The sequence below is a fragment of the Streptomyces sp. col6 genome, assembly GCF_008042035.1.
Lineage (GTDB): Bacteria > Actinomycetota > Actinomycetes > Streptomycetales > Streptomycetaceae > Streptomyces.
Map to the genome: position 1 here is coordinate 122,433 of NZ_RDBL01000012.1, position 21,569 is coordinate 144,001.

Here is a 21,569-nt window from a genome sequence, read left to right on the forward strand (position 1 = left end):
GTGGCCGATGGACACCTTGCTGGACCTGCTCAACAGCAGGCCACTGGTCAACGGCGAGGAACAGGACGCACTCCGCGACCCGGCCCGAGGCAGGCGGTGGGCGCGGGAACACGGCGGCGAAGGCAGCCTCGCGGAGCTGGCGCTGCTGCGCCAGACGCGGGACATCCTGCGGGACGTTGTACGCGGAGAAAGCCCGCCCACCGCGCTGAGCCCGCTGCTCGAAGGGGTCCACCAGGTTCCGGAGATCACCTCCGACGGCCTGGGGTGGATGGTCAGGACTCCCCCGCACGCCCGGCTGGCCGTCGAGGTGGTTCTCGCCTGGGCGGCCACCGAGAAGCAACTGCCCGGCCGGCTGCGCCCCTGCGCCAACGACGAGTGCAGGCTGTTCCTGATCGACCGCAGCCGCGCCAACCGTGCCCGCTGGTGCTCGATGGCCGTCTGCGGCAACCGAGAGAAGGCGCGCCGCCACTACGAACGCACCCGTTGAGCGGTCCCCGCACTCCGTCGTGGCCGGCGTTCTCGGGCACGGCCCGGCGCACGCATCTGACGAGCCCTCAGAAGCCTCTCGTGAAAATGGCGTTCAGCCCCCGGGAGGACGATCCTCCCGGCCGGGCGGCTCGTACACTGACGAAAATGGAGCACCACAAGGCCACCGGGACCGGTGCGCGTCCGGCGCCCGCCTTGCGGGAGTACGTCGACTCGTATGTCGGCTTCGACCTCCGCGGGTTCCCGGCGGGGGTCCACCGCGGCCCGCCGAGCCGCGCGCTCACGGCGGTGATCAGCCTGTCAGGTCCTCTGGAGGTGGCGGCTGGCGTTGACGACGGGTCACCGGTCACCCGATTCGGCAGCGTGGCCGGCGGTCTGATGTGCCGGTCCGTCGCCCTTCACCACGACGGACGCCAGCAAGGTGTTCAGGTATCACTCACACCGCTCGGGGCCCGAGCCATCTACGGTATGCCCGCCGCCGAGCTCGCCCACCGGCTGGTCCCGCTCGACGACCTTCTCGGAGCGCTTGCCGTCGAGCTGGTGGACCGGCTCCGGTCTGCGACGACATGGGCGGCGCGGTTCGCCGCGCTGGACGAACTGCTCCTGCGGGCTGTCGGCCGGGGCGACCAGGCGCGTGAGGTGCGCCCCGCGGTGGCCGAGGCATGGCGCCGCCTCGTCGCCGCACGGGGTTGCCTCCAGGTCGGTGCGGTCGCCGCCGAACTCGGCTTGAGCCGCCGGTACCTCACCGAGCGGTTCCTCGGTGAGGTGGGCCTGCCGCCGAAGACCCTCGCCCGAGTCCTGCGCTTCGAGCACGCGCACGAACTGGCTGCGGCGCGGAACCCGCTCCCGTGGAGCGATGTGGCAGCCGTCTCGGGCTATGCCGACCAGGCCCATCTCGTGCGGGACTGGCGCGAGTTCACCGGCCGGCCGCCGACGGCCTGGCGCCGCGGCGAAGTCCTCCTCGGAGCCGGGTAGCCGACGACCGTCCGCCCGTCGCGCCGGCCTCCCTTCCCATTTCTTCAAGACCGCCCGAACGCCGGCGTGGACGATCGTCGGCATGAGACTCGTCAACGACCCACACAACTCCATGGACCTGCGCGCCACCCCCGTACACCTCGGACTGGGATCGAGAGCGAAACCCGTCGAAGGATTCGCCTGGGACCCGGATGTGCTCCGGGCCTACAGCGCCGCCGTCGCGGCAGACGGCGTCGAGGGCCGCATGGTGATGATCTTCGACGGCGAGGGACCCGGCGACCACTGGGAGAACCACCCCGCAGGTGACGAACTGGTCGTCTGCCTCAGCGGGTCCGTGGCGGTCACCCGCGACGTCGACGGGCTGCCCGAGCGCGTTCTGCTCGGGCCCGGTGAGGCCACCATCAACCCGGCCGGGGTATGGCACGCGGTCGACATGGAGGGGCCGACGTCCATCCTGGCCGTCACCCCGGCCCGCGGCACCGGCCACCGCCCCCGGACCGATACCCACCCCACCGGACATGCCGGCACGCCCAGCCCGGAGGAAGCACCGTGACGACACGCATCGCGTGCCTCGGCGACAGCCTCACCCGCGCACAGTTCAGCGTCGACTATCTGGAACTCATCGAACAACGCCACCCTGCCGGTGACATGCAGCCGGTCCGTTTCGGCGCCAACGGCGACTTCGCCTACAACCTCTTGCAACGGCTCGATGCCGTCGTCGCGAACCCGCCCGATGTGATCACCGTGTTGATCGGGACCAACGACGCCCGAGCGAGCCTTGCCGGCTACCCCGTCGAGCAGGCCATGAAGCGCAAAAACCTCCCCGCCCGCCCGTCGGCGGGCTGGTTCCAGCAGTGCCTGGGAACGGTCGTCGCACGGCTGCGCGCCGAGACCGACGCGACGATCGGCCTGCTGTCGCTACCGGTGCTCGGCCAACGGCTCGACGGAGCGGCGGCGCAGGCATCACAGGCGTACAGCCGGATGATCGCCGAGATCGCCGCCACCCACCGGGTGACCTGTCTGCCGCTCCACGAACGCCAGACCGAGGAACTGCGCCAAGCGGATCCGCCGCCGATTCCGTACCGGGAGGTGACTCCCGCAGCGGCCCTCGGCGTCCTCGCCCGGCGCGCAGTGCTGCGGCACAGCCTCGACACGATCTCGCAGCGGCGAGGTCTCCTGCTCACGACCGACCACATCCACCAGAACAGCCGCGGCGCCGCCCATATCGCCGAGGTCATCGACGCCGGGCTGCTGACCCGGACCGCGTAGCCGGTTCCTGCGCCGGGCCGGCCGGATGCCACCTGCCGAGGGGAGGTGGCATCCGGTCCCGGCAGCCAGCACCTACGCGCCCCGGCTCTCCACGTTCAAGACGATCTTGCCTTGGAGGTGGCCCCTGTCCGCACGGGTGTGGGCCCCGGCCGCGTCACGCAGGGGGAAAACGCTGTCGATGGCGACACGCACATGCCCGGCGTCGATGAGAGCGGACAGTTCGGCGAGATCCGCACCGCTTGAACGCACCTGCCACATGGTTTCGTTGAAGACGATGCCGAGTTCGGCCGCGCGCTCGCGCTGGTAGTCCCCCAGGAAGACGGGCGCGATCCGGCCGCCCCGCCGCACGGTGGGCAGCAGGCGGTGCGCATCGGGGCCGCCGACCGTGTCGATCAGGAGGTCCACGTCGCGGACGACTTCCCCGGCAGGGGTCCGGGTGTAGTCAACGAACCGGTCCACGCCCAGGCCCAGCAGGAACTCCTCGTGTCGCCCGGATGCGACGGCTATCACCTCCTTCGCGCCGGCCACCCGGACCAGTTGCACCGTGAAGTGCCCGACTCCGCCCGCAGCTCCATTGACCAGGACGGTGGTCCCGGTACGGCCGCGCAGGTGGGTGAAGACGTACTGGTAGGCCGTGAGCCCGGCCATCGGCACGGCGGCGGCCTCCGTATGGCTGAGCACTGCCGGCTTGGCGGCCAGATGGGCAGCGGGTGCGACCACGTACTCGGCGTAGCCGGATCCACGGCCGGGGAAGTTGACCAGGCCGAAGACCTCATCGCCGGGCTGCCACTCGGTGACACCCGGGCCGAGAGCCGTGACCGCGCCGGAGATGTCGCTGCCGAGGATGAGCGGTGGCGTCCAGTTCGGCCGGAGCTCGGCCGGGAAGTTCTTGAAGCCGCACCGCGCGTACCGGTCCGGTGGGTTGACACCCGCCGCGTGGACGCGCACCAGCACCTCGCCCGACCCCGGCTCGGGCCGGGCAGTCTCCTCGTAGACCAGTTCCTCCGGACCGCCGAAGGCGTGCAGACGGACAGCACGCATCGTTCCCGTACCCATGGGCCCCTCCCCAAATGCCGGTGCGAAACACTCCGGATAGAATCCGGAGCACTGTTCCGGAACAGATAACCGGAGCACTGCTCCGGTTGTCAACGACAGGGATCCCTTCATGCCCATCGAGTCGCACCCCGGCACACCACGCGCACCGCGCACCGACGCGCGGCGCAACCGCGACCGCGTCCTGGAAGTGGCCGCGGAGGCCGTCGCCGAACAGGGGACCCTGGCCTCCCTTCGGGACATCGCCCGGCGCGCCGGGGTCGGCCTCGGCACGCTCTACCGGCACTTCCCGAACCGGGACGCCCTGCTGGAGGCGCTGCTGCACCAGCGCTTCACGAACCTCGCAGAACGGGCCGACGTGCTGGCGACGACCGCCCCGCCGGAGCGCGCGCTGACCGAGTGGCTGTACGAGTTCACCCTCGGCGCGGGCGCCTACCAAGGGCTGCCGGCCACCCTGATGGCGACCCTCAACGATCCGGAATCACCGCTGCACGCAGACTGCCTGGCGATGCGTCAGGCCGGTGGGCGCCTCTTGGAGGCGGCTCAGGAATCGGGGCGGATCCGGCCGGACGTGGCACCCATCGACCTGTTCGCACTGGCCAACGCCCTCAGCTGGATCGCGGACCAGGCCCCGACACTCACCGAGCGCCGGGACCACCTCTTCCGCCTGGTGGTGGACGGGCTGAGGCCGCGGACCGATCGGGACTGATCCGCGTGACCGTCCCGGCAGGGGGTGCGTTCCGGCAGCGGCCTGCACGCGGTGGTCGCGCTCACGTATGCCGCGGCAGCGTCAGACCGGCCCGCCGTCGGGCGACGAGTTCGGCTGGGGGGTGAACAGCCGCGCCCGGTACAGGCCCACATTCTGCAGTTCTTGTCGCACGATGCGCAGAACGGTGCGGGCCATGTAGGGCATGACCAGCCCCTTGCAGTCCATCCAGACCAGCGGCACGGATGAGTCGAGGCCCACGTAATTCGGGCTGTAGAGGTCGCTGTCGGCGACCAGGTCCTCGTCGGGAATCTCTTGGCCGTCCTCCATGACCGCCCACAGCCGGTTCTCGGCGGCAGCGGTGAGTGCCTCGACGGCCTTGTCGTGGTTGTCCGACTGCACGGCAAGCCGGAAGGCCTGGCCGAGCACATCCCCGTTCTCCCCGCCGAAGATGCACAGTGTGCCAGGGTCCACCTCGATCCCGCCGGCCTCGCTCTCGGAGACCACTGCGCGGCTCATCCAATGGGCAGCGAGGGACGGCACCCACTGGCAGGCGTCGGCAATGCGCCAGAGCATCTCGGAGTCCGATCCGGCCGCGGCCCGTTCGAACCGGGTGGAGGCTGCTCCCCAGCCACCCGGCGCGTCGTCCTCCAGGAGGCGGCAGCCGGCCTGGAAGTGTGTCGCGGCGCTGATCGGTACGTCTGCTGGATTTCCCATGGCAGCCATCTCTAGCACCGAGGTCTGACAGTGTGCCGACGACGGTCCTCCGCGCTGAACGCAGCGGGAACGCACACCCGGTCTGCTCTCGGTGCCCCGCCGCCTTCGACGGCTGTCGAGGGACGTGGCCGGGATCGGTGTGGACCGCCAGCGCCGTGCCTGTTACGCCCACCTCAGATCGGCCTGCACCAGATCGTGGTCCGAGTACGGGGTGAGACGCACCCGTTGCGCCAGCGGATCGAAGCCACGAAGGAAGATGTAGTCGAACTTGCTGCGCCAGTCGGTGGTCGGCTCGCACGTACCGGCTCCGGAGGGACCGCAATCGGGGTCCGCGTCCCTGGCCAGGCCCCACATCACGGTGAGTTCGGAGGCATCCGGCACTGCGTTGAAGTCGCCGAGAACGATCGTGCGGTCGTACCGGGCGACCGCCTTCGCCAGTACGCCTGTCTGCTCCGCGCGGACCGATTCCTGACTCCGCTCGGCCAGGTGCGTGTTGAACACCCGGACGCGCCGGCCGTCCACGAGCGTCGTGACGGCCATGTACCCGCGGTCCTCGGAACCGCCGTCGGGGTACTCCACACGCACACGGTCGGTCATCGGGGCGGCGGAGAGGATTGCCTGCCCGAAGCCTCCCGGGCTCCACGGCACTCCCCCGCAACGGCTCCAACTCGGCAGCACCGATCCGTACTCGACGTGGTAGACCAGCCCGTACCGGTACCGCAGATAGTCCCGGATCCTCTCGACATCACCCACGCACGCCTCTTGCAGGCCGATGACCTGCGGCGCGTACGTGGCGATCTCCGCCGCTCTGCCGCCGTTCCGCCCGTTTCCCCTGCAGGGATTGCAGATGTTCCAGGTCATGACCCGGTTCGGCACGATCTCCTTGGGGGCACCGGCCGGCAGCGGCCCGGCCGTGTACGCGCTGTTCGACGCGCTGGGGCCGGCGAGCAGCAGGCAGGCCATGATCAGCGCGCCCGCAAGCCACCACGCGCCGGTTCCGGTCACCTTCGGCTCCTCGAAGTAGATTCACCCACCCCCATGCGAGGTCTTCCCCGCATGAGCTTATGTGGCGGGGTGTACGCCGGCCGATGTGCACCCCGGGCCGCCTGGCATTCCGGTCGGCGCGCCGGGTGCTGAAGGGGGGATCCGCGATCCCTGGACAACCGCGGCCTTCATCCGGCCTCCGGGCCGCGCGACTGTTGAGTGGCAGGCGGCGACGGACCGGCCGGTCCGCCCGCCCTCGACTCGAATGGAGCCACCATGACCCGCATCGCTCTTATCACCGGCGCCAACCGGGGCCTCGGCCGCAGCACCGCCCTGCACCTCGCCGAGGCCGGTACCGACCTGATCCTCACCTACCGCTCGCACGCCGACGAGGCCGAGGCCGTCGTCGAGGCGGCCGGAAAGCTGGGCCGCAGGGCGATCGCCCTCCGGCTGGACACCGGGGACACCGCCCAGATCCCGGCCTTCATCGCACAGGTGCGTCAGGCCCTGGCCCGGGAGTGGGGCCGCGACGACCTCGACATCCTCGTCAACAACGCCGGACACGGAGTGCACGCGCCGTTCGAGGAGACCAGCGAGGAACAGTTCGACGGGCTGATGGACGTCCATGTCAAGGGCGTCTTCTTCCTCACCCAGGCCCTGCTGCCCCTGATCGCGGACGGTGGCCGCATCCTCAACGTCTCCACCGGCCTGACCCGCTTCATCGCGGCGCCGACCGCCGCGTACGCCGCGGCCAAGGGGGCCGTGGAGATCCTCACCCGCTACCTCGCCAAGGAGCTGGGGCCGCGTGGCATCGCGGTCAACGCCCTCGCACCGGGTGCCACCGGCACCGACTTCGGCGGTGGCGGGGTCCGCGACGACGAGGGCATGCGCTCCATGCTCAGCGGCGTCACCGCCATGGGCCGCCCCGGCGAGCCCGACGACATCGGCGCCGCCGCTGCGGCGCTGCTCACCGAGGGCACGTCCTGGATCACCGGGCAGCGCATCGAGGCTTCGGGCGGCATGCTGCTCTGAAGGGCCCGGCCCACCGGGCCGGCCCGTACACCTCCACCACGCCCCGGACCTCGGGCACCGGAGACACGAGGGAGACTGGAACCGTGGACCGAGCACAACTGGCGGACTTCCTGCGCACCCGGCGCGAAGCCCTGCAGCCGGAGGACGTGGGACTGCCCCGCGGACCGCGCCGCCGCACCCGCGGCCTGCGCCGGGAGGAGGCGGCGGCGCTGAGCGGTATGTCGACCGACTACTACAGCCGACTGGAGCAGCAGCGCGGGCCGCAGCCCTCGGAGCCGATGCTCGCCGCCATCGCCCGCGGTCTGCGCCTCTCCCTCGCCGAGCGCGACCACCTGTTCCGTATCGCCGGACACAACACGCCCTCCCGCCCTGGCAACCTGCGTTCCGACCACATCACGCCCGGTCTGATGCGCATCCTCGGGCGGCTGGACGACACCCCGGCGCAGGTCGTCAGCGATGTGGCGGAGACCCTCGCCCAGACACCGGCGGCCACCGCGCTCCTCGGCGACCAGACGCAGTTCACCGGACCTGAACGCAGCCTCACCTACCGCTGGTTCACCGATCCCGCCGCGAGGCTGCTGTACCCGGAGCAGGACCACCCGCTGCACAGCCGCTTCTTCGCCTCGGGTCTGCGCGCCGCCTACTCACGGCAGGGTGCGGGCGGCCGCGCCGAGCACCTGCGCGACCTCCTGCTGGAGCGCAGCACGGAGTTCGCCGGTCTGTGGAGCGCCCATGAGATCGACGTACCGCGCGTGGACCCCAAGCTGGTACGCCACCCCGAGCTGGGCGTTCTCACCCTCCAGTGCCAGGTTCTGCTGGACCCGGAGCAGAACCAGACGTTGCTGGTCTACACCGCCACCCCGGGTTCGGCGGACGACGAGAAGCTGCGGCTGCTGCCGGTACTGGGAGCGCGCACGGCGGGCACCTGACAGCGCTCGGACCCTCGGGGACGGCCGGCCGGGGAGGTCAGTGAGGTCTGAGAGGACGGCCTAGTCGAGGGTCCACCTGCCCGTGCGCTCGGGGTCCGGCCCGACCTTTTCCATCAGGTACGTGACGGATGTGATCTTCACGTCCTCCGGCACCTCGAAGACGATCCAGCCGGAGACCCGCTGACCGGGCTTGACGATCAGTTGGAGGCCGCCGAGCGACTCGCCGACGGTGGGTGTTCCGGGCTTGCCCTGATACCCCTGCCCGTTCGCGTCGTAGACCATCGCCTCCGCGTACCCGGTGCCCTGGTAGGTGCCGGTGCCGGTTTCGAGGATGGTGAACTCGGCGGCCACAAGGCGTTTTCCGGCGGCGGGTTCGAGTACGCCGATCGCCGACTTGGCGTGGTTCTCGAACTTCTGCAGCGTGAAGTCGGCCTCGATGGTGCCCGTGCCGTTCAGGCTGCCCGGCATTCCCACCAGCTTGAGGGTGTCGCCGAGCTTGCCGGCCGGCGCCGGGGTGCTGTCAGCGGTGGCGCCGGACGACTGCTCGCCGGCGGGCTGGGCGGTGCTGCTGGAGCCGGTGCCCTTCGTGGGCGGCGCGAGCCCGGCCTTGTCGCCGGCTCCGTCCGAACCTCCGCATGCCACAAGAGTGGCGGGGAGCGTGACGACTGCGGCGACAGCCGCAATGGAACGGCGCATGGAATCCCCCGTACGTTCCCGATGGACCAGGTGAACATGACGACTGATCCGGGTGAGTGTGTCGATGCCTGGAATCCTGGTGCATCTCGGTGGCGTGGGACATGGCGGTCCTGTAACCGGACTGCACCAGTAACCCGGCCGGACGTCGCACGCGTGCGGAATGGCACTACGTTGGGCGGATGCAGCCACAGCAATCTCCCACTTCAGCGCCTGTCCCGACGTCCCGCGAGGAGCACGGCACCCGTACGAGGACCGCGGTGCTCTGCCTCGTCGCCGGGCTCGTGCTCGGCGCCGCGGGGATGGGCGCCGCATGGGCGGTGAGCGGCGACTCCGATGCTTCTCCTGGCGGCGGGACCCCGGCAGCGGACGCGCATGCGGCATGTGAGGCGCTCGACGGGTTCGACCCGGCGAAGTACATAGCGAAGGGCTCCGCCGGTGAGGTCGCCATCAACCGGTACGCGGCCGCCGGGGCGCTGTCCGCGTCGGCGGCAGCGGGCGACGCGGCGTACAAGGAACTCGCACAGACCATCCGCCGGTCCCAGGACCGCCACTCCCAGCTCTTCGAGTTCGACGCGACGGCGAAGAAGGATCTGGACCGGGCTCGCGAGATCTGCCGCGGCCTGTAGCCCGGACGCCGTGGGGCCGCCGGCCGCCGGAGCCGGGAGCAACGCCGGTTGCGGGGCGGCCGGCCGGTCTCGACGGGTGCCGCACGGCGGCGTTCGGTGCCGGCAGGACTTTGTGCCGCGTCAGTGCTCCCGTCGGGGGTAGACGCGGGACATAGGTGCCGGATCGATGAAGGGAACCGTCATGGGGGAATCGCTGCGCGCCGTGGGCTGGGCGCGGTCGTTGCCTCTGGACAGTGAGGTGAAGGCCGCGCGGGAATGGGCGCGCGGCCACCTGGAGACGCTTCCGTGGGCCGCGGGCGCCCCGGACGTGGTCGATGATGTGCTGCTGACCGTCTCGGAGCTGGTCACCAACGCCCACGTCCACGCCGGCAGCAGCGCGCAGTTGGTGATGACCTGGGACGAGTGCTGTCTGCACGTGGCCGTCCACGACTCCTCGACCACGCTGCCCACACCGCAGCCGCCGAGTTCCGAAAGGCCGGGCGGCCGGGGCATGTTCCTCGTCGATGCCCTGGCCGACCGCTGGGAGGCCCACCCCTGCAACGACGGCAAGATGGTGATCGCCTGCTTCCGCCCGCCCCTGGCCGGTCAGGGCGCCGATTGACGTTGCGGAACCGGGTGGTCACCGGTCGCCCGTCCCATCCGGACAGGAAGCTCGGCGACCGTGCCCGGGTATGTCCGGCGCGGCAGGCCTGCCGAGTCGGCGGTTCCCCATTCACGGTGGCATGTTCCTGCCATCTTGATCCCTGCGGAACTGTGTCTTCCCCTCACCTCGCCGGGTAGCGTTCCGAATTGCCGCCGAAAAGTCGGCGGAATTCATGCTCGTTTCCCGAAAGGAGTTCCCATGGAAGACCTCGGCGACCTCGAATTCAACCTCGACGACATTCCGGCGGACGTGTTCGAGCTGGCGGACAGCGGCCTCACGGTCGAGTCCCTCACCAGCGGTCACGGCCTGGCGGAGAACGGTGCTTCGGCGCCCAGCTGCGGCAGCTCCTGTTCGTCCCTGCCGTAGCCGGCGGGTGGGTGCCGGGACCTCGCGGTCCCGGCACCCACGGCTTCATCGATCCACGTCAGGGACTGAACGCGGGCTACGGGCAAGGGTGTGGCGTGACTTCGTACGCTGTCGGAACACTGTTCTTCGCGCGAGTGGGCGGACTTCCCGTGTCCGTCGTCGACCAGCTGACCCCGGGGCGGGCCCGGCGCCTGGTCGAGGAGGTCCTGGCGCTGGAAGAAGCCCTCTCGGCGGATGCCGAAGAATTGAGCGACCTGCTCTTCTCCGCGATCGGTGAGCTTTCCGAACCCACCCTCAAACCACGCCTGGTGGCTCTGCGGCGATGCATTCACCGCGGCCGGTTCCCGGCAAAGGGCGAATGGTCCGACGAGATTTCGGAAGTCCTTCCCTCCACGGTTTCCTTACGGGTTCTGCAATGGCTCGACCGTAGACGGCTGCACGAAAGCACGGTGAGCGCGCTCGCGTCGGCGATGGAGGCGGACGGCGCGGACGAAGGCAGGATCCTGCAACGCGTCGCCGCGCTCCCCGCGTTCCGGCACGCGCTGTCCCAGGCCAGCCCCGCGCTCCTCGACGAGCTGCTGCGCGCCGAGCGCGACCGGCTTCCAGTGCTCAGGCGGCGTACCTCGATCGGACTGACGAAGTTCGTGTCCCGCGCCGCCACGAAGACCAGTCCGTACAGCACCTTCACCGCCACGGCGGCGGGCCAGTGGCACGAGGGCCACTCCCCCACCGCGCTCGCCTCGGACGGACGGGGCGACCTGGGGTGTGTGCTCGAACTGGACCGGCTGGTCGTCGAGCAGGTCCTGCGGGCGCTGCTGGAGCGTGACCCGGCCGGGATGGGGCTGAGGGTTCGCCGCAACCCCAGCCTCCAGGAGAGCGAAGGGCGCTATACGTTCCTCGGCCGCAGGCCCGCGGAGTCGCTGGTGACGATCCCGGCGACGCCGCAGGTCGCGGCGTGTCTGCGGATCGTCGGCGACGGGTGCGCGTCCGCGGAGCTCAGGGAGACGCTGGCGGAGCGCGCGGGCAGGCGGCCCGAGGACGTGGCGGCCTTCTGCGGGCACCTGGTGCGGCTCGGAGTGCTGGAGTACGAGTCCCCGGTCGCCGATCACTCCCGGACCCCGCTCGGCGACCTGATCGCCCACCTCGGCCGCGTCCGGCCCGATACGCCTCTCCTGAGTCGACTTGAGCTGCTGCGTACGGAGTTCGAGCGGGGGACCTCGCCGGACGACATCACGGACTACCGCGCGCAGCAGTCCCGCATCGCCGGGCTCCTCGCGGAGATCGGCGCCGGTCTCGGGCTCGACTGGCCGGATTCCTCGACCCTCGGGAAGATCGCCTTCCACGAGAATGCCGTGGTGCCGCACGGGCGGCTGACCGCGTCGAAGGCCGCGTGGCGGCCCGTACTCGACGATCTGGACGTGCTGCGCCGCTGGCTCGGGCTGCACGACCGGATGCTGCCGGTACGGCTGGCCCTGGCCCGGTACGCGGAGCACCGGTTCGGCGCGGCGGCGACCGTGTCCTTCCTCGCACTCCACGCGGCGGTCCAGGCAGACCTGGCCCTGCCCGACGACGAGTGCCCCGACTGGCTGCGGCCCCTGCGTCCGTACCTCCAGCTCAGCACCCCCGTACCGGCCGATGCGCTGGAGCGCAGCCCGGTGCCCGAACTCGCTCTGCTGCACCGGCTGCGCCGGAAGTCGGTGGCGACTGTGCTCTCGGGGGAACGTCACGGCACGGTGATCCGGACCGACCCCAAGCTCCTCGTCGAGCTGACCGAGGACCGGCCGGCGTGGGTGCGCACCCCTGGGTCGGTCGGCTGTTACCTCCAGCTCCTCGACGAGAGCGAGGAGGGCGGGCCGTTGCGCGCCGTCGTCAATACCGTCAGCGGCGGGTTCGGGAAGGGGCGGGGCCGGTGGTCCCGGTTGCTGTCCCAGGCGGGCGGCGACCTGCCCGGGGCGCGGCCGGACGACGGCGGGCCCGGACAGGGAACGTTACTCGCCGAGCTGTCCGGGACCTTCGGTGTCTCGGTCAATCTGCGGGACCCCGTCGCCCCGTACGAGATCGACTATCCGTACACCACCAGCACCCGCCCGGCGGCCGAGCGCATTCCGCTCGGTGACCTGGTCGTGCGCACCGACCCGTCCAGCGGGCTGCTCGAACTCGTCTCCGGCAGCCGTGACCTGCCGGTCCGGCCCGCGCACCTCGGCATGATGGCCGATCCGCTGCTGCCGCCCGCGGCGCGGCTGATGCTCGCGGCCTTCGGCCAGTCGTATCTGCTGCACCCGAGCCTTTCGCTGCTCAAGCCCGCCTCCGCCGCCGAGTCCCCCGAGGTGGAGCTGCTTCCGCGCGTCGAGGTGGGGCGGCTCGTGGTGCAGCGGGCGGAGTGGTCGGCACCGGCCGGTCTGGTGCCGGTGCAGCGACCCGGCGAACCGGACGCGGAACACCTGCTGCGCCTGGCCCGCTGGCTGCGCTCGCACGGCATACCCCGGCGCTGCTTCGTACGGCTCCGGTCGAGCGACGGCGACTGGGTGAGCAGTGTCTTCGCCAAGTCCCGCAAGCCGATGTTCCTCGATCTCGCCAGCATGTCGATGCTGGCCGTGTTCCGCCATATGACGAAGGGGTTCACCGGCCGGGTCACCTTCGAGGAGGCGCTGCCCGACCCCGATGCGGCCACCGCTGTCTGGGGCGAGGCGGCCAGGGTGACCGAGTGCGTCGTCGAACTGTCGTCGGAGGACGGGCGATGAGCGAGGAATCATGGACAGGCGAGGGCGGATGGCTGAGTGCCCATCTCTTCCACCAGGGTGATCTCAGCACGGTGCTGGTGGATCTCGTGGGCCCGCTCGTCGACGAACTGCGGGTGCGCGCGCTCGCCGACCACTCCTTCTTCCTGCGCTACTGGGACGGCGGCCCGCACATCCGGCTGCGCGTGCTGCCCCGGGATCCGTCGGTGGCCGCAGAGACGGCCCGCCTGATCGAAGACAGGGTCCGCGCCCACTTCGGCCGGTACCCCGCGCCCGATGTGCTCAGCCAGGAGGCGTATCTGCGCTCCGCGCGGGAGATCGGCGCCTGGGAGGGCGTGGTTCCCACGCAGCTCATGTACCCCAACAACTCCGTGCGGTTCATCCCGTACGCGCGGGAGTACGGCCGGTACGGCAGTGGCAAGGCGATCGAGGCGGTGGAGGAACACTTCGTCGAGTCCAGCGCGCTGGCCCTGGCCGTGCTGCGGACCGAGACGGGCCAGAACAGGCGTGAGACCGCCGTGCTCTGCTATCTGATGCTGGCCTGGTTCCTCGCGTCCGACGACGTGCTGGGACTGGCGTGGCGGCAGCTCGCCAAGGCGCCGCCGTCGGCCGACGACGCGCGGGCGCTGTACGAGCGTCAACGCGCGCAGGTGCTCACCCTGGCCGCCCGCATGCGCACGGCGGCACAGGGGTGGCGGAAGCTGCCTGCCGGGAGCACCCTCCGGCAGTGGGCCTCTTCGGTGTCGCGGGTCGTGGACCTGCTGCGGACGCACCATGACGAGGAGGGTGGCGCAACGCCGCCCGCCGAGAGCGTCGCCGATCTGTGCGCGCACCTCTTCGCCAACCGCATCGGTGTACGGATCGACGCCGAAGGATCGCTCCGCTATCTGGCCGCCCGCGCGATCACGGAGCCGGCCGCACCCGAGGGGGCATGATGTGGCGCAGTTTTCACGTCCACTACTACGAGCAGGACAGGAACGCGCTGCTCCTGGACGCCGTGCGGCCGTTCGTGGAGCGGATAGCGCCTCGGGTGAACGGGGTCCACTATCTGCTCCACTGGCTGCGCGGACCGCACGTACGTCTCCACGTGGACGCCGCGCCGGAGGTGTTCGACTCGCTGGTGCTGCCCGCGCTCGACGAGCTGGTGCGGGGCCATCTGGCCGCGCATCCCTCGACGGCCGTGGTGGACACGGCGGCGATGCTCGCGCAGCACGAGCGTCTTGCCGGGCTGGAGCACGAAGCGGGTCCGCTCTCCCCGCTGCTCCCCGACAACACCGTCCATGAGGCACCGTACGATCGCAGGCTGCATGTCCACGGCGGGCCGCAGGCGGCGGACCTGCTCGCGGACTTCTACAACGAGACGACGCCCTTCGCCTTCGAGATGATCGAACGGCTGCGAGGTGGCGCGCAGTTGGCGGGGCTCGCCTTCGACACCATGATCGCTTCGGCGCACGGGCTCTCCGGTGTGGAGTTGCGCCAGGGGTTCGTTTCGTTCCGGTCCCACGCGGAGGCGTTCCTGTCCTGGTGGCCGGAGGCCGAGGGACTGCGGGAGGCGTGGGACCGGCACTATGCGGCACACTCAGGCCTGCTGGCCACGCGGGTGCGGGCGGTGCTGCGGTCGGTGGAGGCCGCCGAGAAGGCTCCGGGCGCCGGCGGGTCCGGTCTCGTGCCCCGCTGGCTGGCTGCCGCGGACCCCGTGCTGCGGCGCGGCCGGGCTCTGATCGCGGCGGGTGACCTCTCCATGGATCCCCCGTGGGCGGGCCGGACGTCGCTGGACGACCCGGAGGTCGCGGAGCTGGCCCGTAGGAGTACGTTCCACAACCACCGGCGGCCGGAGGGCGTCGAGGTCGACCGGCTCTGGTTCGACCAGTACCGGCTGACCCTCAACTACACGTATCTGCACCTGACCCGGCTCGGGCTCTCCCCCGTCGAGCGGTTTCTGCTGTGCCATCTCGCTGCCAACACCGCGGAGGACCTGTACGGGGTGCCGGCCACCGATGTCCCGCTGCCCGCCCCGGGCGAGCCGGTGTTCTCATGAGCGGCGCCCGTGTCCGCAGGATCGTGCGGCTGCGCGACGGAGTGAGCGCGGTGCGCTCGACAACCGGCGTCACCGCGCTCACCGCCTGGCCGCACGTCGGGCCGGTCGGCCGTCTCTCGGACGGACAGCGGGCGGCGCTGCGGGCCTTGTCGATGGACACCGCCCCCGAGGACCTACTCCCGCTTTGTCCGGCCGAGGAGGCGGCGGAGCTGCTGGCGCGGCTGCGCGCGGGCGGCTGGCTGATCAGCACGGTCGTCGGCGGTGACGGCACCCCGCTGTTCACCACCCGGCACCTGTGGCCGCCGAGGAAGCCCGCCCCGCCGGCCGAGCCGCGTACGCTCTCCCGCTTCGCAGCGGTCCGCCGGGACGGTGACGCGTTCCTGGTCGAGTCGCCCGTCGCCTCGTGCGTCCTGCGGCTGTACGACAGCCGGCTCGTCGAGACGGTCGTCACGGCCGGGTCCCGTCCCGGTCTCCCCGCCGGGCTGGTGGAGCTGCTGCTCGACGCCCTGGCCGACGGCGGCTTCCTCGCCTCAGCCGCCGAGACGGGCACGCTGGGCGGCGCCCAGTGGAGCCCGCACGAGCTGGCCTTCCACCACGGCAGCAGGCTGCGGCGCGATCACCGGATGGGCGAGGACTTCGGCGGCACCTACTGGGCGCGCGGCACCTTCCCCGCTCCCCCGGGCGCGCACCCCGTGTGGACGTCGGGCGACATCGAGCTGGCGCGCCCCGATCCGCGGCGGCTGCGTGCCCAGGACCCGCCGCTGGCCGCCGTCATGGAGGACCGGCGCTCGCTGCGCGCCTACGACGACGCGCAACCGCTCACCGTCGAGCAGCTGGGCGAGTTCCTTTTCCGGACCGCGCGGGTGCGCGCCACCGGTACGGACCAGGGCCTCGATGTCTCCGACCGGCCGCACCCGGGCGGCGGCGCGGCCCATGAGCTGGAGCTGTATCCGCTGGTGCACCGGGTGCGCGGGCTGGAGAGCGGGCTCTACCACTACGACCCGTACGGCCACCGGCTCAGCCGGGTGCCCGCGAGGACCGGCGATGTGCGCCGGCTGCTGGACGCCTCGGCCGCCGGGATGACGGGAGGCGCCACCCCGCAGGTGCTCCTGGTGCTGGCCAGCAGGTTCGGGCGGCTGGCGTGGAAGTACCGCGCGATGGCGTACGCGCTGACGCTCAAGCACGTCGGCGTCCACTACCAGAACATGTATCTCGCGGCGACGGCCATGGGACTCGCCCCGTGTGCCCTGGGTGTCGGGGACTCGGACGCGTTCGCCGCCGCGACGGGGCTCGATGCCCTGGCGGAGACGAGTGTCGGGGAGTTCGCGCTGGGCAGCCGCCCCCGCACCGCGCACGAGGAGACCGGATGAGGCCCAGGATCGGGGACGACGTCCTCTTCGCACCGGTGCCCGGCGGGGTGGCCCTGATGGGCACCGCGGGCGAGCTGACGCTGAAGGGGGCACATGTCGCCGCCCTCGTGGAGCGGCTCGCGCCGCAGCTGGACGGACGCCGCACGGTCGAGGAGCTGACCGCCTCGCTGCCGGCCGGGCACCGCACGGTGGTCACGGAGCTGATCGGCGTACTGGGCGAGCGGGGTCTGGTGCACGACGCGCATCGCCCCGCGCGGGACGGTGCACGGTTCAGCGGGGGCACCGCACTGGTCATCGGCGCGGGCACGGTGGCCGACGCCTGTGCGCGGGCCCTGGCCCACAGCGACGTCAGCGAGGTGACCGTCGCCGCGCCGGGCGCCGGGGTACCGGAGGGCACCGGCTTCGCCCTGCACCTCTTCGGCCACGGGGAGCTGTCCGGGGCCCGCCGCACCGCCGCGGAGTGCGCCGCGCGCGGCATCCCCCTCGTCCAGGTACTGATCGGCGGGTCGTGCGCGCTGATCGCCCCGCGCGACGGCGTCGACTGGGGTGCGGTGTGGCAACGCATGCTTCCCGCCGAACAACGGGGCTTCCAGACGGCGTCGGAGCCCGCCGCGACGGACGCCGCCTGCCGTGTCCTAGCCAACCACCTCGCCTTCCGCCTCTTCCGGCTCGTGGAGGCCGGGGCGTCCGGGGAGGCGCACGGCGACACGCGGCTCGCCTCCTTCGACCTGGACACCCTGGAACTGACCCGGCACACCGTCCTTCCCACGCCGCCCCCGACCGGTGCCCGCCGGCCCCGCTCCCCGGCCGAGTTCGAGGACGCGGTACGGGTGTTGCGCAAGGAGCCCCGGTGCGGCGAGGAGGAGTTCTCCACCCGTGTCGTGACAGCCGTCGACGCGCGGTTCGGGGTGATCCTCAGCCTCGCCGAGGACGACCTTCCGCAGGTGCCGCTGCGCAGGACGCGTGCCGTCGTCGCGAATCCCGCTTCTCCCGGCCGGACGGTCACCGTGTCGGCATGGGGAGCGGACTTCGCCACGGCTCGGCACAAGACCGCCATGCTCGCGCTCGGCGTGCACCGCTCCCTGTCCTTCGACGCGCCGTGGGCCTGGGGGCTGCGCCTGCGCGACGGCGCACCGTGCCGCGTCGACGCACCCGCCCTGGAGTCCGCGCCGGTGGGCGTCGGCCTCGACTGGCCGGAGATGGTCACCGACGCACTGCTCGCCCGCTGTCGCCAGGAGCTGATCGCCGGTGCGGGCGCGGCACCGGGCACCGGCGTCGCTCCCGGTACCGCCCCGGGGCCGCTCGCCGGCGTCCCGATCCCCGCGCCCGGCCGCGACGCGGACCGGGTCGCGGCCCACCGGCTGCGCCTTCTCGCCGTGCTCGGGCTCGACGTACGGCTCCTCGATGTCACCGCGGCCGCCGGAGCTCCGGCCGTCGCCGCGGTCGTCGACGGGGCCGTCCACCAGTTGGTGTGCCGGCCGCGCCGCGCCGATGCCGTCCGCGACGTGCTGGCGGAACTGCTCGTCGCCGTGCAGTCCGGGCAGGAGCCTGTCGCACTCCTCACCGGGATCGGTACGGCCGAGGCCCCCGCCCGCGCTGTCGGCGGCGAGGACGTCGTCGCCGGTGCGGTCACCGCGCTGCGGCGCTCGGGCCGGGAGCCCGTGCTCGTCCCGCTCGACCACGATCCGGCGCTCGGCCGGATCCTGCCCTGCGTCGGAAAGGTCGTGCTGGTCGATGCGTGAGCCCCTGCCCTCGGTCCGGGTCGTCGGCGACGGCGTGCTCCGCACCGCTGTGGACGCCGCACTGAGGAAGTCGGAGTCCCCCGCGGCGGACCTGCCGGCCGTGGTCGTCGTCTCGGACGCCTGGGAGCCGGACCCGGTCGCACGGGCGGGCGCCCTCTCCGTACCCGTGCTGCCCATCGGAACCGAGCCGGGCCACGTCGTGATCGGACCGCTCACCACACCGGGCACCCCCGGCTGCTGGACCTGCGCCGAACTGCGCCGGGACCGCAACCACCCCGGGCGCGCCGCGGTGCGTGCCCGGCACGGGGACGCCCTGGCGAGCCGTCCCTTCTCCGCGCTGAACGGCTTCGCCGCCGACGCCGTCGGTGCCTTGGCCGCCGCGGAGATCGCCGCCCTGTCCGATGGCGGCGCACCGCGCACCAGGGGTGCGTTCCTGCGGGTCGCCCTCGCGGATCTCACCGTACGCACGCATCGGGTGCTGGCCGACCCGCTCTGCCCCCGCTGCGGTGTGCTGCCCGACGACACGGCGGAACGGGCCACGATCGTGCCGGAGCCCCGGCCGAAGCCACACCCCGGCGCCTTCCGGCTGCGGTCGGCCGGCCATGAACACCGCTCGCTGCTGGGCCACTTCGTCGATCCGGAGTCCGGTCTCATCGCCGAGGTCCGCACCGGTGACGAGGGCGGGCTGCCGGTCGCCCGTGCCCCGCTGGCTATGCGCGGCACCACGGCGGAGGAGGCGGGCTGGGGCCGGAGCGACACCTACCGGGCCAGCGAGCTGACGGCGGTCCTGGAGGCCGTCGAGCGGTGGGGCGGGCTGCAGGCCGGCGGGCGGCGCACCACCGTGCGCGGCTCCTACCGCGCACTGCGCGAGGACGCCGTCCATCCCCCGTCGCTCGGGCTGTACGGCGCGGAGCGCTACGCGGAGCCCGGCTTCCCCTTCGTCCCCTTCCACGAGGACCTCGAACTGCGCTGGGTGTGGGCCCATTCCTTCGCCGGGGGCCGCCCGGTCCTCGTACCGGAGACGTATGCCTACTACGGCGCGCATGTGCTGTACCGGGACGAGCCGAGGCTCGCGTACGAGATCTCCAACGGCTGCGCGCTGGGGAGTTGCCGGGAGGAGGCGATTCTCTACGGGCTCCTGGAGGTGGCGGAGCGCGATGCGTTCCTGATGGCGTGGTACGCCCGCAGGCCGCTGCCCCGCGTCGACCTCGCGTCGGCGGCCGACCCACGGGTGCGGCTGCTCGCGGCGCACCTGGAGGAGGAGACGGACCGCACCGTGACCGTCCTGGACACCACCGTCGAGCAGGGGATTCCCTGTGTGTGGGCGATCGCCGTCGACCGCACGGACGACCCCGGCCGGGCCAGGGCACTGTGTGCCGGCGGATCGCACATCGACCCGGAGCGGGCGGTGCTCAACGCCCTGTGCGAGCTGGGCCCGATCCTGGCGAGCGTCGACCGCGCCTACCCGGGGCAGCGTGCGCGGGTGTCGGAGATGGCGGAGGACTCCGGGCTCGTACGGACGATGGGTGACCACTCGCTGCTGTACGCGGACGCCTCGGTCTTCTCCCGGCTGGAGTTCCTGTTCGCATCGGGGCGGAGCGTGACGCTTCCCGCCATGGTGCGGCGCAGTGTCCCCGTCTCCCCCACGGACCTCACCGAGGACGTCCTGCGGACCGTGGGACGGTATCTGGACACCGGGCTCGATGTGCTGGTCGTCGACCAGACCACCCCTGAGCAGGAGGGTGCGGGGCTCTCCTGTGTCAAGGTGATCGTCCCGGGCACGCTGCCGATGACCTTCGGGCACGGGATGCGCAGGGTGGAGGGGCTGCCCCGGCTGTTCGACGTGCCCCGGCGGCTCGGTGATCCTGCTCCGCCGTCGTCGGGCGAGGATCTCAACCCCTTTCCGCACCCGTTTCCCTGACGGGCCCCCGGCCTCAGATCCGCGCCATCCGTACGAGAGGTGCCCTCCGATGACCACGACCGGTGAGCAGGCCGCCGTCGCCTACCCCTTCCACCCGCCGCGGGGTGTGCGCATCGATCCCGAGTTCGCCCGGCTGCGCGGCGAGCGGCCACTGGCCAGGATCACCATGCCGTACGGCGGTGAGGCATGGCTGGTGACCCGGTACGAGGACGTCAGGACCGTGCTGGCCGACAGCAGGTTCAGCAGGGCCGCCACGCTCGGCGAGGACGTGCCCCGGCTGGTTCCGCTGGTGCAGCAGGTGTCGAGCATCCTGACGATGGACCCGCCCGATCACACCCGTCAACGGCGGCTGGTGGCCAAGGCGTTCACCGCTCGGCGGATGCGTGAGCTGCGGCCGAGGGTGGAGTCCTTCGTCGGTCAGCTGATCGACCGGATGGTCGCCAAGGGCCCGTCGGCCGATCTTGTGGCGGGTCTCACCAGGCCTCTTCCGGTGCTGGTGATCTGCGAGCTGCTGGGAGTGCCGTTCGCCGAGCGGCGGCTGTTCTATCTCTGGTCGGAGGCGATGCGCTCCACCGGGGCCGACGCGGTCGCGAAGATGCGCAGGGCGGGCCGCCTGCCCTGGGACTACCTCGCGGAACGGATCGCCGTCGAGCGCGAGAACCCCTCCGACAATCTGCTGGGGACACTGGTCCGGGCGCGGGACGACGAAGACCGGCTCAGCGAGCAGGAGTTGGTGAGCTTCGCCGTGACACTGCTGCTGGCGGGGCATGAGACGACGACGGATGAGCTGGGCAACTTCGTCTACACGCTGCTGACCCATCCGGAGCATCTGGAGCGGCTGCGTGCGGACCCCGCGCTGCTCGAGCCCGCGGTCGAGGAACTGCTCCGCTATGTGCCGATCGGCACGCTGTCCGGATTCACGAGGATCGCCACGGAAGATGTACGGCTCGGTGGCGGGCTGGTGCGGGCGGGTGACGCGGTGGTGGTGCAGGCGGACTCGGCCAACCATGACGAATCGGTGTTCGAGAACCCGGAGGAGCTGGACTTCGGCCGGGTCAACAACCGCCATCTGGCCTTCGGTTACGGCCCGCACCGGTGTCTCGGCGCCCAGTTGGCGCAGATCGAACTGAGGGCTGCGATCGGGGCACTGATCACCCGGCTGCCCGGCCTCGCGCTGGCCGTTCCGGAGCACGAGGTGCCGTGGAAACTGGGCCGCTCCGCTCTGGGCCCGGAGGCGCTGCCGGTCACCTGGTAGACCGGCGGTGCTTCCGGCGGATG

21 protein-coding genes are annotated in these 21,569 nt (G+C 71.7%); 17 read left to right on the plus strand and 4 right to left on the minus strand.

The annotated features are described in order from the left end of the window. Positions 1-7 precede the first annotated feature (7 nt). The 4 genes from EAO73_RS16330 to EAO73_RS16345 all read left to right on the plus strand — a co-directional run bounded on the left by EAO73_RS16330 (position 8) and on the right by EAO73_RS16345 (position 2,730). Positions 8-487 (plus strand): CGNR zinc finger domain-containing protein, encoded by a 480-nt coding sequence (locus EAO73_RS16330; RefSeq protein ID WP_147972278.1) that lies wholly within the window; start codon positions 8-10, stop codon positions 485-487. Positions 488-633: 146 nt separating this feature from the next. Continuing rightward, positions 634-1,461 (plus strand): helix-turn-helix domain-containing protein, encoded by an 828-nt coding sequence (locus EAO73_RS16335; protein WP_147972279.1) that lies wholly within the window; start codon positions 634-636, stop codon positions 1,459-1,461. A gap of 82 nt (positions 1,462-1,543) precedes the next feature. Then, complete coding sequence (locus EAO73_RS16340; protein WP_147972280.1) at positions 1,544-2,014, plus strand: cupin domain-containing protein; 471 nt, start codon at positions 1,544-1,546, stop codon at positions 2,012-2,014. Then, positions 2,011-2,730: an SGNH/GDSL hydrolase family protein gene (locus EAO73_RS16345; RefSeq protein WP_147972281.1), complete on the plus strand. Its 720-nt coding sequence runs from the start codon at positions 2,011-2,013 to the stop codon at positions 2,728-2,730. The genes EAO73_RS16340 and EAO73_RS16345 overlap by 4 nt, the downstream gene beginning before the upstream one ends. Before the next feature lie 72 nt (positions 2,731-2,802). Here EAO73_RS16345 and EAO73_RS16350 read toward each other — a convergent pair whose 3' ends face one another. Beyond that, on the minus strand, positions 2,803-3,786 hold the full coding sequence (locus tag EAO73_RS16350; RefSeq protein ID WP_147972282.1) for an NADP-dependent oxidoreductase: 984 nt from the start codon (positions 3,784-3,786) through the stop codon (positions 2,803-2,805). Between the two features lie 109 nt (positions 3,787-3,895). Here EAO73_RS16350 and EAO73_RS16355 point away from each other — a divergent pair, with 109 nt between their 5' ends. Beyond that, complete coding sequence (locus tag EAO73_RS16355) at positions 3,896-4,492, plus strand: TetR/AcrR family transcriptional regulator (protein ID WP_147972283.1); 597 nt, start codon at positions 3,896-3,898, stop codon at positions 4,490-4,492. A gap of 81 nt (positions 4,493-4,573) precedes the next feature. On the opposite strand, the gene EAO73_RS16360 is transcribed toward EAO73_RS16355, so the two are convergent. Together EAO73_RS16360 and EAO73_RS16365 are read right to left on the minus strand one after the other, a co-directional pair. Next, positions 4,574-5,206 (minus strand): hypothetical protein, encoded by a 633-nt coding sequence (locus EAO73_RS16360; RefSeq protein WP_147972284.1) that lies wholly within the window; start codon positions 5,204-5,206, stop codon positions 4,574-4,576. 162 nt (positions 5,207-5,368) lie between these two features. After that, positions 5,369-6,211 (minus strand): endonuclease/exonuclease/phosphatase family protein, encoded by an 843-nt coding sequence (locus tag EAO73_RS16365; protein WP_147972285.1) that lies wholly within the window; start codon positions 6,209-6,211, stop codon positions 5,369-5,371. Positions 6,212-6,466: 255 nt separating this feature from the next. On the opposite strand from EAO73_RS16365, the gene EAO73_RS16370 reads away from it, so the two are divergent. After that, a complete protein-coding gene (locus tag EAO73_RS16370) occupies positions 6,467-7,222 on the plus strand; it encodes an SDR family NAD(P)-dependent oxidoreductase (protein ID WP_147972286.1) in 756 nt (251 codons plus the stop codon). Between the two features lie 83 nt (positions 7,223-7,305). Next, a complete protein-coding gene (locus EAO73_RS16375; protein WP_147972287.1) occupies positions 7,306-8,151 on the plus strand; it encodes a helix-turn-helix transcriptional regulator in 846 nt (281 codons plus the stop codon). Positions 8,152-8,211: 60 nt separating this feature from the next. Here EAO73_RS16375 and EAO73_RS16380 read toward each other — a convergent pair whose 3' ends face one another. Then, positions 8,212-8,847: a DUF4352 domain-containing protein gene (locus EAO73_RS16380; protein ID WP_147972288.1), complete on the minus strand. Its 636-nt coding sequence runs from the start codon at positions 8,845-8,847 to the stop codon at positions 8,212-8,214. A 179-nt stretch (positions 8,848-9,026) separates the two neighbouring features. On the opposite strand from EAO73_RS16380, the gene EAO73_RS16385 reads away from it, so the two are divergent. The 10 genes from EAO73_RS16385 (at position 9,027) to EAO73_RS16430 (ending at position 21,546) form a co-directional block, all read left to right on the plus strand. Continuing rightward, on the plus strand, positions 9,027-9,473 hold the full coding sequence (locus EAO73_RS16385; RefSeq protein ID WP_147972289.1) for a hypothetical protein: 447 nt from the start codon (positions 9,027-9,029) through the stop codon (positions 9,471-9,473). Between the two features lie 181 nt (positions 9,474-9,654). Then, a complete protein-coding gene (locus tag EAO73_RS16390) occupies positions 9,655-10,074 on the plus strand; it encodes an ATP-binding protein (RefSeq protein ID WP_147972352.1) in 420 nt (139 codons plus the stop codon). A 240-nt stretch (positions 10,075-10,314) separates the two neighbouring features. Beyond that, positions 10,315-10,482: a thiomuracin/GE37468 family thiazolyl RiPP peptide gene (locus EAO73_RS16395; RefSeq protein WP_147972290.1), complete on the plus strand. Its 168-nt coding sequence runs from the start codon at positions 10,315-10,317 to the stop codon at positions 10,480-10,482. 95 nt (positions 10,483-10,577) lie between these two features. Beyond that, positions 10,578-13,223, plus strand: a complete 2,646-nt coding sequence (locus tag EAO73_RS16400) for a lantibiotic dehydratase (protein ID WP_147972291.1) — start codon at positions 10,578-10,580, stop codon at positions 13,221-13,223. Then, positions 13,220-14,155 (plus strand): thiopeptide-type bacteriocin biosynthesis protein, encoded by a 936-nt coding sequence (locus tag EAO73_RS16405; protein WP_147972292.1) that lies wholly within the window; start codon positions 13,220-13,222, stop codon positions 14,153-14,155. Before EAO73_RS16400 ends, EAO73_RS16405 begins: the two co-directional genes overlap by 4 nt. Further along, positions 14,152-15,258 (plus strand): thiopeptide maturation pyridine synthase, encoded by a 1,107-nt coding sequence (locus tag EAO73_RS16410; RefSeq protein WP_147972293.1) that lies wholly within the window; start codon positions 14,152-14,154, stop codon positions 15,256-15,258. The genes EAO73_RS16405 and EAO73_RS16410 overlap by 4 nt, the downstream gene beginning before the upstream one ends. Further along, complete coding sequence (locus EAO73_RS16415; protein ID WP_147972294.1) at positions 15,255-16,628, plus strand: SagB family peptide dehydrogenase; 1,374 nt, start codon at positions 15,255-15,257, stop codon at positions 16,626-16,628. Before EAO73_RS16410 ends, EAO73_RS16415 begins: the two co-directional genes overlap by 4 nt. After that, positions 16,625-18,370: a hypothetical protein gene (locus tag EAO73_RS16420; RefSeq protein ID WP_147972295.1), complete on the plus strand. Its 1,746-nt coding sequence runs from the start codon at positions 16,625-16,627 to the stop codon at positions 18,368-18,370. Before EAO73_RS16415 ends, EAO73_RS16420 begins: the two co-directional genes overlap by 4 nt. Next, positions 18,363-20,291 (plus strand): TOMM precursor leader peptide-binding protein, encoded by a 1,929-nt coding sequence (locus EAO73_RS16425; RefSeq protein ID WP_147972296.1) that lies wholly within the window; start codon positions 18,363-18,365, stop codon positions 20,289-20,291. The genes EAO73_RS16420 and EAO73_RS16425 overlap by 8 nt, the downstream gene beginning before the upstream one ends. 49 nt (positions 20,292-20,340) lie before the next feature. Beyond that, complete coding sequence (locus EAO73_RS16430; RefSeq protein ID WP_147972297.1) at positions 20,341-21,546, plus strand: cytochrome P450; 1,206 nt, start codon at positions 20,341-20,343, stop codon at positions 21,544-21,546. Positions 21,547-21,569: the final 23 nt, after the last annotated feature.

Coding starts and splice junctions, on each gene's coding strand:
- EAO73_RS16420 (WP_147972295.1), top strand. CDS start 16,625: ATGAGGCCCAGGATCGGGGACGACGTCCTCTTCGCACCGGTGCCCGGC.
- EAO73_RS16425 (WP_147972296.1), top strand. CDS start 18,363: ATGCGTGAGCCCCTGCCCTCGGTCCGGGTCGTCGGCGACGGCGTGCTC.
- EAO73_RS16415 (WP_147972294.1), top strand. CDS start 15,255: ATGAGCGGCGCCCGTGTCCGCAGGATCGTGCGGCTGCGCGACGGAGTG.
- EAO73_RS16350 (WP_147972282.1), bottom strand. CDS start 3,786: ATGGGTACGGGAACGATGCGTGCTGTCCGTCTGCACGCCTTCGGCGGT.
- EAO73_RS16410 (WP_147972293.1), top strand. CDS start 14,152: ATGATGTGGCGCAGTTTTCACGTCCACTACTACGAGCAGGACAGGAAC.
- EAO73_RS16405 (WP_147972292.1), top strand. CDS start 13,220: ATGAGCGAGGAATCATGGACAGGCGAGGGCGGATGGCTGAGTGCCCAT.
- EAO73_RS16430 (WP_147972297.1), top strand. CDS start 20,341: ATGACCACGACCGGTGAGCAGGCCGCCGTCGCCTACCCCTTCCACCCG.
- EAO73_RS16355 (WP_147972283.1), top strand. CDS start 3,896: ATGCCCATCGAGTCGCACCCCGGCACACCACGCGCACCGCGCACCGAC.
- EAO73_RS16330 (WP_147972278.1), top strand. CDS start 8: ATGGACACCTTGCTGGACCTGCTCAACAGCAGGCCACTGGTCAACGGC.
- EAO73_RS16335 (WP_147972279.1), top strand. CDS start 634: ATGGAGCACCACAAGGCCACCGGGACCGGTGCGCGTCCGGCGCCCGCC.
- EAO73_RS16380 (WP_147972288.1), bottom strand. CDS start 8,847: ATGCGCCGTTCCATTGCGGCTGTCGCCGCAGTCGTCACGCTCCCCGCC.
- EAO73_RS16395 (WP_147972290.1), top strand. CDS start 10,315: ATGGAAGACCTCGGCGACCTCGAATTCAACCTCGACGACATTCCGGCG.
- EAO73_RS16340 (WP_147972280.1), top strand. CDS start 1,544: ATGAGACTCGTCAACGACCCACACAACTCCATGGACCTGCGCGCCACC.
- EAO73_RS16360 (WP_147972284.1), bottom strand. CDS start 5,206: ATGGGAAATCCAGCAGACGTACCGATCAGCGCCGCGACACACTTCCAG.
- EAO73_RS16390 (WP_147972352.1), top strand. CDS start 9,655: ATGGGGGAATCGCTGCGCGCCGTGGGCTGGGCGCGGTCGTTGCCTCTG.
- EAO73_RS16385 (WP_147972289.1), top strand. CDS start 9,027: ATGCAGCCACAGCAATCTCCCACTTCAGCGCCTGTCCCGACGTCCCGC.
- EAO73_RS16370 (WP_147972286.1), top strand. CDS start 6,467: ATGACCCGCATCGCTCTTATCACCGGCGCCAACCGGGGCCTCGGCCGC.